Annotated in this window: 12 protein-coding genes; all 12 read left to right on the top strand. The window is 40.4% G+C overall.

The genetic code is table 11. From position 1 onward, the window contains the following. The first annotated feature begins 186 nt into the window (after positions 1-186). Positions 187-1,788, top strand: coding sequence for an APC family permease (locus CU633_RS06015; RefSeq protein ID WP_101658824.1), 1,602 nt, complete (start codon positions 187-189; stop codon positions 1,786-1,788). 43 nt (positions 1,789-1,831) lie between these two features. Beyond that, positions 1,832-2,764, top strand: coding sequence for a metallophosphoesterase family protein (locus CU633_RS06020; RefSeq protein ID WP_101658825.1), 933 nt, complete (start codon positions 1,832-1,834; stop codon positions 2,762-2,764). Between the two features lie 110 nt (positions 2,765-2,874). Further along, entirely contained in the window at positions 2,875-3,774 is a 900-nt protein-coding gene (locus CU633_RS06025) for an acetamidase/formamidase family protein (RefSeq protein ID WP_101658826.1), read from the top strand. Between the two features lie 452 nt (positions 3,775-4,226). Continuing rightward, positions 4,227-5,594: an amino acid permease gene (locus tag CU633_RS06030; protein WP_101658827.1), complete on the top strand. Its 1,368-nt coding sequence runs from the start codon at positions 4,227-4,229 to the stop codon at positions 5,592-5,594. Between the two features lie 156 nt (positions 5,595-5,750). Then, positions 5,751-5,837 carry a putative holin-like toxin gene (locus tag CU633_RS23605; protein WP_374703348.1) on the top strand — a complete coding sequence of 29 codons (87 nt, stop codon included), beginning with the start codon at positions 5,751-5,753 and terminating at the stop codon, positions 5,835-5,837. Positions 5,838-6,656: 819 nt separating this feature from the next. Continuing rightward, positions 6,657-7,448, top strand: coding sequence for a helix-turn-helix domain-containing protein (locus CU633_RS06035; protein ID WP_101658836.1), 792 nt, complete (start codon positions 6,657-6,659; stop codon positions 7,446-7,448). Positions 7,449-8,020: 572 nt separating this feature from the next. After that, a complete protein-coding gene (locus tag CU633_RS06040; protein WP_101658828.1) occupies positions 8,021-8,338 on the top strand; it encodes a DUF5082 domain-containing protein in 318 nt (105 codons plus the stop codon). Continuing rightward, positions 8,335-9,564 carry a pre-toxin TG domain-containing protein gene (locus tag CU633_RS06045; RefSeq protein ID WP_101658829.1) on the top strand — a complete coding sequence of 410 codons (1,230 nt, stop codon included), beginning with the start codon at positions 8,335-8,337 and terminating at the stop codon, positions 9,562-9,564. The genes CU633_RS06040 and CU633_RS06045 overlap by 4 nt, the downstream gene beginning before the upstream one ends. 15 nt (positions 9,565-9,579) lie before the next feature. After that, the gene (locus CU633_RS06050; RefSeq protein ID WP_101658830.1) at positions 9,580-10,023 is read left to right on the top strand and encodes an SMI1/KNR4 family protein; all 444 of its coding nucleotides are present in this window, start codon (positions 9,580-9,582) and stop codon (positions 10,021-10,023) included. A gap of 405 nt (positions 10,024-10,428) precedes the next feature. Then, positions 10,429-10,839 carry an immunity protein YezG family protein gene (locus tag CU633_RS06060; RefSeq protein WP_101658831.1) on the top strand — a complete coding sequence of 137 codons (411 nt, stop codon included), beginning with the start codon at positions 10,429-10,431 and terminating at the stop codon, positions 10,837-10,839. 111 nt (positions 10,840-10,950) lie between these two features. Next, positions 10,951-11,229, top strand: a complete 279-nt coding sequence (locus CU633_RS06065) for a hypothetical protein (RefSeq protein WP_101578095.1) — start codon at positions 10,951-10,953, stop codon at positions 11,227-11,229. Positions 11,230-11,251: 22 nt separating this feature from the next. Next, on the top strand, positions 11,252-11,707 hold the full coding sequence (locus CU633_RS06070; protein WP_101658832.1) for an immunity protein YezG family protein: 456 nt from the start codon (positions 11,252-11,254) through the stop codon (positions 11,705-11,707). Positions 11,708-12,157 lie beyond the last annotated feature (450 nt).

Here is a 12,157-nt window from a genome sequence, read left to right on the forward strand (position 1 = left end):
TTGGGAATAATTTTTGTAATATTCAAAAATCTTTGTTTTGCCAAGGAGGTGATCGTCCGAAACAACACTGGAGAGTTGCAACTTTTGGAACCCCGTTGGTCAACAAGTCGTGATGGATGTGTCGCATACAGTCTCTGTTGGTGCCTGAAAAGTATTAGAAAACCGTATGGAGAGAAGGGGGAAAACATGTCTAATTTTGGTCTCGCATTGTTTGAACAGAAATCAACCGGTGGAATCGCACGGCAAATCAGTCCAATCGATACGATGATCTACTCAGCTGCAAACCCGGGGTTAATGTTTGCACTCGTATATATCATGTGGGCTCCATTTTTGTATCCGGGGGCACATATGGTTTGGGCTATTTTAGCTGTCTCACAAATGTTTATAATTGCAGGGCTGTATTGGTTATTTTCCGTATCCATGCCCAGGTCAGGCGGTGAATATATCTACATTAGCCGTATCCTGCATCCCTCACTGGGCTTAATGGCGAGTTTTATGATTACCTTCACTTCAATCTCGTGGACAGGAATTCTGTTGAATTGGATTATAAAATGGTCAATTGTAGAATTCTTCTATTCGATTGCCCTGATTAATGGAAATGATGCGACATGGCTTGGCTATGCTGAGTTTTTTAACAGTAATTACATGCATGCGCTCATCGGAACAGCTATGTTGTTGTTTATCTACTATATTTATTACAAAGGAACAAAGTGGATGGTGCGATTGGCTTATATCACGTTAGGTGCCACACTTTTGGGAGCTGTAGTATTTATTATCGCAAACCTCGTAACCGGGCAAGGCACTTTTGCCGCAAATTTTACTCAACTAACCGGGTTAAACTATGATGATGTCATTACGATTGCTAAACAAGATGGTTTTACTGCGGAATTTCTTTTTGGCGCCACCTTTATGGCTGGATCAACCTATATCATTCTAAATACATTAGGTTCAACGTTTGGAGCAAATCTGGCCGGAGAAGTCCGCAATGTTCAAAAGTCTCAGTTGCTTGCATTGTTTGGTTCACTGGCGATATTAATGGTGATATGGGCTGTTTTCTATGGCATGACTTATATTAACTTTGGTGACATATGGTCAAACAGCTTGTATTATCTCTACAATGCCGGGCATGAGGCTTATCCATTTGAAGGGTACGATCCTTTTATCACGATCATGATCGGTATTATGACAAAGAGTCCTATTTTTGTATTTTTAATTGCGATAAGCTTCGCGATTGCCACATTCGGTTCAGCTGCAGGATTAGGCTTCGGCCCGTCCCGTAACTTCGTTGCCTGGTCTTTCGACCGGTTAATCCCTAAAAAATTTATGGAACTCAACCCAAAGACAAATTCACCCACTTACGCATTAAAAACCGTGATCGTTGGTGCCTGGGTTTTTCTCATGCTTGATATCTTCGTTCCTTCGTGGACTGCAAATATTGCGTACACGATTTTCACATGGTTTTTGGCGTGGATTTTCTTGGGGATTGCCGGGATTGTTTTTTCAACCCGAAAGAAAGTATTGTTTAATTCCTCGCCGCCGATCGTTAAGACTAAATTTTTGGGTATGCATTTGGTGACCATTTTAGGCTGGCTGACATTGGCGATCAGCGTGTCTATCTGTTACTATCTCCTGATCCCATTCTTTAGAGGCGATTTACCATTTACGATGATTGTTGTATCCCTCTTGTTAATGTTTATCCCGATTTTTATCTATTTCGTTATGAAACGTTCGCATGCTAAAAAAGGCATCGATATCGATATCCAATTCCAGGAGATACCTTCTGACTGATACGTCTATTAAAAATAAAAAGAGCGATATGGGGTGAGGGAATTTGAAGATATTTTATGCAGGGGATCTGCATGGTGCTGAAACCGCATTTCGGAAATTCACCAATGCCGGCAAGTTTTATAAAGCGGATTTAGTCATTTATGGCGGGGACTTTACAGGAAAAATGGTTGTCCCGGTTGTTGAAAAGTCCGGGGTATACACTTGTACGTATTATGGTTCAACAGTGAAAGTGAAAAAGGCCGGTGAACTCCCGGATTTGGAAAGGAATTTACGGAATGCAGGATTTTATCCTTTGGTCATTTCAGAAGCATCGTTAAATAAATTAAACGAGAACGATGCGGAACGGATTATTAAAGAAAAGCAAATCGAAGTACTGAGAGAGTGGATTAAATTGGCTGATGAACGATACGAGGCCGCAGCGATTCCGTGTATCATCATTCCGGGAAGCGTAGATGATTTTTATCTCGATGAATTTCTCAACTCTGGAAGTTATCTGCAAAATGGAGACGGCAAAATCATCGAGGTGAATGGATTTGAAATACTTTCTATTGGTGGCGGTAAATCAAGTGTATTTAAGTATCCCCGCGAGTTCAGTGAGGAGGAACTGGCTGAAAAAATCAATGAATTAGCTTCTCAAGTGAAAGATATGGGTAAATGTATTTTTAATATTCATATACCGCCTTACGACACAGATTTGGATCAAGGGACCTTATATGATGCCGAGTTAAAGCCGGTGCTTGATGGAGATGCGCTGGCAACTGCACCAGCAGGCAGCAAAGCCGTTCGCGAAGCAATTGAAATGTATCAACCAATGCTTGCCTTACATGGCCATGTTCATGAAAGCCGCGGGGTCACCACGATAGGAAGAACCGTTTGTATAAATGCCGGGACTGACTATGACCAAGGCCTGCTTAGAGGAGCGTTGATAGATGTTGGTGCAGATAGAAAAGTGGCTTATACTCTAACGGCTGGATAATGAAGCTGAGTGTTTACTATATTCATGTCGTGATAGATGAGGTGGAAGGCTTTTCTAAGTAATAGTTTCGTCTATAAAGCTATCTAAAAACAAAGTAAGGAGCATCAATCATGGAGATTATTGCTAAAGAGCAAGCTATCCTTAAGATGTCGCCAAAAAATGCACCTGTAAAAAAGGTGGAAGCAGGGACTACGGTCATTTTTGAAACTTATGACTGCTTCAGTAATCAAATTCAGCAGGAAGACCAGCCTTTTAGCTCAGTCGGATGGGATAAAATTAACCCCGCGACAGGCCCATTATTTGTCGAGGGGGCGGAGCCTGAGGATATTTTAAAAGTAACAATTATCGATATCAAGATTGATAGTAAAGGAGTCATGACGACTGCCCCTAAGCTTGGCGTTCTAGGGGATATCGTAACGGGCGAAACGACAAAAATCATTCCGATATATGATGGGAAAGCCATTTTCAATGAGAAGATTCATATTCCCATTAAACCGATGATCGGAGTCATCGGCACTGCACCTGGAGACGAAGAAATTCCTACTGGAACCCCGGGTGCTCACGGCGGGAACATGGATTGCAAGAAAATTATTAAAGGCTCAACATTGTATTTACCAGTCAACGTGTCTGGCGCGCTGCTATCCATGGGTGATTTACATGCGGTTATGGCTGATGGTGAGATTGTGATATGCGGCCTGGAAGTTCCAGGGGAAGTAACAGTCAAAATGGATGTTATAAAAGGGGAATCCCTTCCGTTGCCAATGCTGGTTAGTGAAGACAGAGTAATAACAATTGCCTCTGCGCAAACATTGGATGACGCAGCAAAATTAGCAACCGTCAACATGCATCAGTTTTTAGTCAAGCAGCTTGGCCTTGAAATTGATGAAGCTGGAATGCTGTTATCATTGGTTGGTGATCTACGCATTTGCCAGGTTGTCGACCCTTTAATGACGGCTCGAATGGAACTGCCACAGTGGATATTGGATCAATATGAATACAAACTAAAATAGTGGGTGCTTCTCCAGGGTAAACAGACTGGTTAGGAACCGTTTAACTATGCCGGAAAATAAAGTCCTTGAATTTCAAGGGCTTTTTATATTGGGAATATCGATCTGCTTACGACAGCTCTATTAGAGTTCTAAAGTTGGTTCAGTGGCCAGGTTAATTTTGGTAGCATCAAATTATGGAAATGATACACATGTTAGATCAACAGAACTATATGATAAGATAAAAAGTATTAACAATTCCCTTGATCCGCCCCGAGGTGGATTAACAGATTTTTTTATATGGCATAATGGTGTTGAGGTTAGAAAAAACGTAATGTAAAAATCTGAAACTTACTAGAGTAAATCACTGAAGCCTATTACCGGACTTTTCGAGGTGCCAAAGTTGAGTTTTAAAAAAAATGTATGATTAGCAAAAAAAAGCAAACATTCTAGAAAAGCAGAGAGTGGGAAATAATATGCAGGAACAACAATTGTCGAGAGGCCTTAAAAACAGGCACGTGCAACTAATAGCGATTGGCGGGGCAATCGGAACGGGATTATTCCTTGGAGCAGGCAAATCTATTCACTTAGCAGGACCATCGATTTTATTTGCTTACATGATTACAGGCGTTATTTGCTTTTTCATCATGCGCGCACTTGGAGAACTGCTCTTAACCAATTTGAATTATCATTCTTTTGTTGACTTTATTAACGACTATTTAGGCAACATGGCAGCATTTATCACCGGGTGGACTTACTGGTTTTGCTGGATTTCAATCGCAATGGCAGACTTAACAGCAGTTGGTCTCTATACCCAATTTTGGCTTCCTGAAGTACCACAGTGGATGCCAGGATTAATTGCGCTCGTAATATTGCTGATTATGAACCTTGCAACGGTAAAACTTTTTGGCGAATTGGAATTCTGGTTCGCATTAATTAAAGTCATCGCGATTTTAGCGCTGATTGTTATCGGTATTTTTATGATTATCAAAGGTTTTTCCACCAATTCAGGCGCATCCAGCTTCACCAATCTATGGAGCCACGGAGGCATGTTCCCAAATGGCATAAATGGCTTTATCCTCTCATTCCAGATGGTTGTGTTTGCGTTTGTTGGCATTGAACTGGTAGGACTTACAGCGGGTGAAACAGAAGACCCGGAAAAAGTGATCCCAAAAGCAATCAATAATATCCCTATACGGGTTTTAATTTTCTACATTGGCGCACTTATTGTCATTATGAGTATTTATCCGTGGAACGCCGTCAACCCAATGGAAAGCCCATTTGTACAAGTCTTCGTTGCGGTTGGTATCGCGGCAGCTGCTGGTATCGTCAATTTTGTCGTTCTAACATCCGCAGCTTCTGCATGTAACAGCGCGATCTTCAGTACAAGCCGGATGATATACTCACTTGCCAAAGAAAAAAATGCACCTGTACCATTTACAAAGCTTACATCCCGCAAAGTACCATCCAATGCATTGTTCTTTTCAACTGTCGTTATTCTAATTGCCGTTGTTTTAAACTATGTAATGCCAGAAGGAGTATTTACGCTTATTACAAGTATTTCTACAGTATGTTTCATCTTTATCTGGGGAATTACTATCATCAGCCATTTGAAATACCGTAAAACAAGACCAGATCTAGCGAAAGTGAACAAATTTAAATTGCCACTTTATCCATTTTCAAATTACTTGATCCTTGCTTTCCTGGCGTTTGTTCTCGTCGTGCTGGCACTTGCGGAAGACACTCGTGTCGCCCTGTTCGTAACTCCTGTTTGGTTTATTTTGCTGATTGCGGTTTATAAGATGCGGAAAACGAAGCCGAACCAGCGACATGTAACTATTTAAAAAAGTTCCCCTTTGTGAGAGATATAATAGAAGATATAGCAGACCACCAACATGTTTTGGTGGTCTTTTTAAGTGCTTATGTGTGCAGCCAGGCAGGGGCGCTATGAATTTTGATTTACGTTCATGGTTTTATATACCGAAAGGGGGTGGTACTGTATGACAGTTTTTGAGGCTTTGATGCTTGCTTGTACTTTTACAAGCCTGATCGTTGCTGTACTGTCATTTAATAACTATAAAAAATAATCCACCTTTGAGTTAACCCGCTCAGGTGGATTATCTGCGCTTTACGATCCCCTTGACCAGGGAACCTGCTATTGCAAGACCGTATTGGTGTTAGAGCACCGACGGTCTTTTTTAAATATATGTCTAATCTTAATTTTATTATACCCAATCATGGATGAAAAGCAAACGAGTTATAAAGCAAAGCTATGTTAAACAATCGCGCTCTTTAATGGAATAAATGTTCCCTAATTAATCAAGGAGGTATTCGGTTTAATCCATATTGAGCCGCAGGTTAGGTTCGCTATGGTTCCTGTCATCGCGCTGGCCCGATCGGAGATTACAGCTTGCTATTTTGGATAAACAAATCGAACAAATTTATTACTGATTTTCTCCGATCAGTAGTACTTGCGAAGCAAGATGGGTATAGAAAAATGTTGGTAAAATATTGTCTTCTCTGCCCTTGGGCAGAAGTATAATTAAACTTTTATTTCTTTCCAAAACATAATGACCATTGCTCAAGAAGAAGGTATTCAAACAATGATCCACTATCTAGACCAGAAAGGAATATGAGAATATGGTGTCGAATAAGAATCATATGTTAGTCAACTCTTGTCTGTTTACTGTAACAGACACAAACACGAGACTTCGACATACAGCTTATTTTTGCTGACGAGCAGGATAAGTTTAATACTTGATAAGTATCTGCATATGCATCTTTCCGGAGACGGAAGTGAGGGTCTGAGAATTCCTGGCCACCACATCGCAGTTATTTATTATTTTTCTAATTATCAAGCTTTATATTGTTGGATTTTCGGTTGTCTAAAGGGGGACATTATGCTGATGAAGCGGAGTTTGGAGATAGACGAAGCCGTCGCTTACATACACACGCATCTGCACGATCAATTGACGCTGGCTCGTTTGGCAGAACACGTTGCCTACAGTCCATATCACTTCTCACGGATGTTTAAGGAGCAGGTCGGACTGTCGCCACTATATTATGTGTCTGCGCTACGGCTGCAGAAAGCGAAGGATCTGCTAATAAACACCGGCTTAAGCATACGCGATATCGGCCTGGAGATCGGCCAGCAAAGCTTAGGCACCTTCACGACTCGATTCTCGAAGTGTGTTGGCGTAACACCGTCTGAATTTCGGCATTCACTACCGTATACAGCCGCAATGATGAATTCTCTGTTAAAACTAGGAGTTTGGCGGGAGATCGAGCCTCAACCGAGTGAATACGGAACTGTTGAAGGAACCGTTCGTACGAAATTTCCGTTTGAGGGAGTCATTTTCATCGGTTTATTCGCAAAACCGATCCCGGAAGGCATCCCTATGAGAGGTACTTTAATGCCCGGCCCAGGAGCATTCTCTATAACAGGCGTAAAGCCGGGTACTTATTATTTGATGGCAACAGCCGTTCCCTGGGGTTCTCAGGAGACCGATATTCTTCTTCCTTATGCGACCCTTCGAACTCACATCCACAAGCCTCTCATCGTGACTCCATACGGAAGAGTTGTGAAGCAAGAGGTTATCCTCAATAAACCTCGTCAGGATGACCCGCCAATCTTGACCTCCTTGCCGTTGCTTATGAACAGGTTCCTTAAGCGGATGGGCAAACACAATAATCGGTAACAAACGGAGCCTTTCTTCAAATACGTATTATCGCTCATTTATACAACGAAAAAACAGATGGATCTTTATTGAAGCCGTTAGTAAAAAAGAAAGGAGTTGTTTTAAACAACTCCTGATACCTTTTATCTTATCTACTGAAGCTCTTCCAAAAGACCGTCGAGGCGCTCAAATTGTGAGGCAAATCCTTGGACTATACCCATTTCGATTACTCGCTGAAGATCCTCGACTGATGCGAATTGCGAACGCGTTATAAGTTATTTTAAAACAATGGTAGCATATATTAAGGGTTTATTCGGTATTTCCGTGTGCAAAAGTTGAGTTATATAATTACTTCCACCAAGTGATATTATCCAAAGATATCTTCTTGCTATTAGGATTTTAGATTCATCTATGGCTGAAGCAGCTACGAAGTACTTCTTGCAGTTATTTAGACCTATATCCAATGCTAATTTAGAGTAATTTTTAAATTGGATTCGGTACTTAAGTCGGTTCAGTGACAAGGGTAATTTTGGTAACATCAACTTATGGAATTAAATGGTTTAATGCCATCGGAATGAAGTAAGGAGGTTGCCATGGATTTAGATCTTTTGGAACAGCTTGAGAGAAAAGCGAAACGTCAAAAGTATCTTTGGATGATAGAGATCCTGCAAGGTTACAAGTCCAATATTAGAGAAGCTGCTGCTCATTTCGAAGACGGAGTCGCAGTTTATCGAAGTGCCCATGGCTGTTATGCGGCCAATTGGCAGGGCCAGTCGCGTGAAGCCTATGAGTTGATCGCTGGTGAATTGAACCAGACAGCCAATCAGGTTGATGCTTTAGGGGACGAACTTGTAAGTGAAGTTGCCTCGGAAATTAAAAAGTTGCACAGGAAAGTGGAGGCCCTGTCATGACCCGGATCCAGATCAAAGTGGATGACCTGGAGGAGTTCGCGGATCAGATTGGCAAAGCGGAGAGGGATTGCAGTCAAGCTCTTAACGCCGTAACCTGGCACTTCAACTCACTGCTGGCTGACTTTCCAGGCGTTTTGCCTGGCGGGATCCAGGATCTTGAAGCGGAGTTCAAGGAAGCGATCAGGCGATACAAGGATAAACTGGACGAAGCGCAACATTTGATCAAAATGACGGCAGGCGGGATGAGAGAGGCCGATCAAAAGCTGGCCGGAGAGATCGGCGAATTTCTTCTTGAAGTGGTCGGATGGTACGATGTCCAGCGGATTTTCGCCGAATATGACCCGATCACAGGCGAAAAGCTTTCAGCTGGAGAACGGGCACTTGCCACCGGCATGGTTTTAGCTACCCTTTTCCCGCCGGCAAAGGTGGTCGGGGTCGTTGGGAAAACAGCCTTTAAAGGAGGAAAAGCTGTTATTGGCGCAGCCTCCATCAGTGGACTGACATCCCTCGCGAAAAACTCGGAAGTCTTTATCAGAATGCGCAATGTGTTTAATCCGAAGAAGGTTTCCGATGCTTTTAAGGTTGTCTACAACCACGTTGTCAAAGGACCGTTAACGGCAACAAAATTATGGTTTGACAAAGCATTTAAAAAGATAGGCGACATGCCTGTACCAGCATTCTTACAACCGCAGCTTGCCGGATATGGCAGAGTACAGAGTTCAATGAGAGAAGTATTTGCTGATGCTAAGGAATCGGTTATGCGGATAGTGAGTGGTGGGAAGAGTGACGCGGTTGGAGTTGTAAGTAATACGGGTAAAAAACCTGAGAAATTGAAGTTTACAAAAGAGCAATTAGCTACAAAACCACCCTTTTCTCGTGACCCGGAAAAATGGTTAGCAAAAGGTGGTATAATCGAAATCGATAGTGAGGGAATTTGGACTTATATTGATTGGGAGATTCCTCCAAACCGAGTTTCATATCCGGGTGGCTTTCCTGATTTTAAATCCGCGGGAATGGTAATACAAGAAGTTAAGATCGGTAAGTTTGAAAAATATGATACAGATTTTGCATTAGCAGATGAACTTGCACCGAATGGGCCTAAATCGGATAAAAACACATGGCATCATCATGAAGATTTAACCACTATGCAAGAAATAAATAAAGAGTTGCATAGGAGGTTTCGACATAAGGGTGGTATGTCACTTGCTAGGAAGTCAGAAGATTAATTAGGAGTGGGATAAATGAATATAAATCCTTTTGGTGCAGCAACTGAAGTCGATATTCGGAATTTGGAAGAGTATTTAGGGTTTTCGCTTCCAGAAGATTATAAAACCTTCTTGCGAAAATATAATGGAGGAACTTCAAAAGTTAGATATAGTAAATTCTTTGTGAAGGAATTAAATCAGGAGATTCCTTTAGATGTCTTATATGGAATAGATGTAGATCAAACATTTGATTTGCAAAGATGCCATGAAGAGTTTGAGGAAGATATGTTGGATCAGAGTTTGATAATTGGTGACGATCCTGGTTCTGGATTGATTGTTCTAATAACTGACCCAGAGCATTGTGGTGTATATTATTGGGACCATTCATTTTATTTTTCACAATCGAATGAAGATGAAAATACTTATAAAATTGCAGATAGTTTTGACCTTTTTATTAACGGATTAAAGAATCCTGTTTAAGTATGATTTGTGTTGCCTTACTAAAGGTGATAGATGCTATCCGCAAGGTAAATACATTATATCTATTGCATTCTGAGTAACTACAGATACTTGCAAGAATTAACAGACTTTGGTCTCACATGGTGATCCTCTGTCCGTAATCAGTACCACGAAAAACGTGTTCAATAATTATAATCAACAACTTATAGACCAGAAGTAAAAGTATAGACCTGAGCAATGTTTTTATGAATAAATGGGGAAGTCAATGTTATTTACTATAGACTGCGGAGAAATTTTACTGCGGGAGTTCACGATCGATGATCAGGGTGATATATATGCCATTACGACACAGTGAAATCGTCGACTTCTTGCTTGATTGGAAACAAAACATATTGAATCTATCCAACTATATAGAGGGTAATCAAGATGGAAACTAAGAAAATGGAGCAACTCTATCAGCAAATTGCGAACACATTAGTGAATATGATCCCTGAAGAATGGAATAAAATCTACTTATACGCTGAGTTAAGAGAAGGCTATAAAAAAGTTTTCTTCTATTATTATCCTGAATCAGGTGTTGAGCCAGTATATAGCCTTGATATTACTGAGAAATTTGTTGTTAATGAAAATGAGTTTGATGAATTAGAAAATGACCTGTATGGATTTTTTTCTGAATTGCAGGAAGAATTTAAAATACAAGAACAGGAACAGTGGACGAATTTAACTTTTATTCTAGATAACACAGGTCAGATGAAAATAAATTATGGCTATGAGGATCTTTCCCAAATTAGTCCTGTTGAAAAACAAGAAAGATGGGAAGCCGAGTATATAAAGTGAAATAAGAAAGTTCTTATTCAACACGAAATCTTATAGGGCACAGTTCCAAAGCGCTCTTTCATTCTCCTAAGAAATTAGAAGTTATCCAGAACTTTAAAACGGAGATATGTAATGGAAAATGAACCAAAGGATCAACTTAGAAATCAAGTCGAAAGGGTTATAGATCTTGTTATTGCAAAAAAGAAACAAAGGGAACACCCATTTTTAGACACGCTTTTAAAGAGATTACAAGATTTATTGGAAACAATAGATGCAAATAACTATGGGGATTTAAGTAAAGATCCTAAGATAAAAGGGGCTTTGCGGGCATACTTTGACACTAATTTAATTGAAAGCTATGAAGAGCCCCTTGTTGTAGAGCTTGATAAACTGGAGATGATGTTAAAGTAAAATAAAGAGGGACGATAAGGGAATGGAACAATTGTATCAAAATGCGGTTGAAATACTGAATAACATGATTCCGGTACCTTGGGAAAAAATATACCTTTATGCAGAAGTCAGTGAAGATTCAAGACAAATATATTTCTATTTTTATCCAGAAGGGGAAACCGTGCCTGTCTATAGTCTTGATATCGTAAAGAAATTTAATCTTCAAGAGGATGACTTTGAGCAGTTAGAAGATGAACTATATGACTGTTTTACTGAAATTTGGGAAGAGTTTGGTAACCAAAAACAAGAAAAATGGACATATCTAACCTTCACACTTGATCATACCGGAGACTTTGATATCGAATACAATTATAATGATTTATCTGAAGTAGATTCATATGAGCAACAGATCATTTGGGAGTACAGGAATTTGGGACTTATAACTGAGGGAGAAAGACCAAAAGCAATCATTGAAAAATATATTGCAGAAAAACAATGACGATGAGATTCAACAAACCCATGAATTGATAAAAAAGTTAAGAGACCTTGAAACTCTTTTCAAGGTCTCTTAACTTTTTTCATTGTCTAAAGTGGCGACATATGAGCAGGCCAGGAATCAAGCTCTTGAGATCATAGGAGATTTAGGTCCTGATTCAAAACCACTTATAGGAAGGTTACCATCCAGTGCTGGACACGGAAAAGTTTCTACATTTGAGCCCTGAAGTCTCTATGAGATTAATGTTTTTGGTTTTGTTGGAAAGTTGAAAGATAAGATAAGTATTTAAATCGTAAATTGCAATATTAAATGCAACACTTAGTGAAACCGCACCCCATTAAGGGATAGGTGGCAATGTTTGGACAGTGTGGCTTAAGCCACACTGTCCAGATTGCGTGAACGCCTCATCCGGTGTCTGATAGTCTAAAATTTTCCTTGGCAGCTGATTGAGCC

Origin of the sequence: Bacillus sp. V3-13 (assembly GCF_002860165.1) — a bacterium.
Taxonomy (GTDB): Bacteria; Bacillota; Bacilli; order Bacillales; family Cytobacillaceae; genus Bacillus_BJ.

Excerpts from the sequence above, each read along its gene's own strand:
- CU633_RS06015 (WP_101658824.1), top strand. The coding sequence starts at position 187 with ATGTCTAATTTTGGTCTCGCATTGTTTGAACAGAAATCAACCGGTGGA.
- CU633_RS06025 (WP_101658826.1), top strand. The coding sequence starts at position 2,875 with ATGGAGATTATTGCTAAAGAGCAAGCTATCCTTAAGATGTCGCCAAAA.
- CU633_RS06030 (WP_101658827.1), top strand. The coding sequence starts at position 4,227 with ATGCAGGAACAACAATTGTCGAGAGGCCTTAAAAACAGGCACGTGCAA.
- CU633_RS23605 (WP_374703348.1), top strand. The coding sequence starts at position 5,751 with ATGACAGTTTTTGAGGCTTTGATGCTTGCTTGTACTTTTACAAGCCTG.
- CU633_RS06035 (WP_101658836.1), top strand. The coding sequence starts at position 6,657 with ATGAAGCGGAGTTTGGAGATAGACGAAGCCGTCGCTTACATACACACG.
- CU633_RS06040 (WP_101658828.1), top strand. The coding sequence starts at position 8,021 with ATGGATTTAGATCTTTTGGAACAGCTTGAGAGAAAAGCGAAACGTCAA.
- CU633_RS06045 (WP_101658829.1), top strand. The coding sequence starts at position 8,335 with ATGACCCGGATCCAGATCAAAGTGGATGACCTGGAGGAGTTCGCGGAT.
- CU633_RS06050 (WP_101658830.1), top strand. The coding sequence starts at position 9,580 with ATGAATATAAATCCTTTTGGTGCAGCAACTGAAGTCGATATTCGGAAT.
- CU633_RS06060 (WP_101658831.1), top strand. The coding sequence starts at position 10,429 with ATGGAAACTAAGAAAATGGAGCAACTCTATCAGCAAATTGCGAACACA.
- CU633_RS06065 (WP_101578095.1), top strand. The coding sequence starts at position 10,951 with ATGGAAAATGAACCAAAGGATCAACTTAGAAATCAAGTCGAAAGGGTT.
- CU633_RS06070 (WP_101658832.1), top strand. The coding sequence starts at position 11,252 with ATGGAACAATTGTATCAAAATGCGGTTGAAATACTGAATAACATGATT.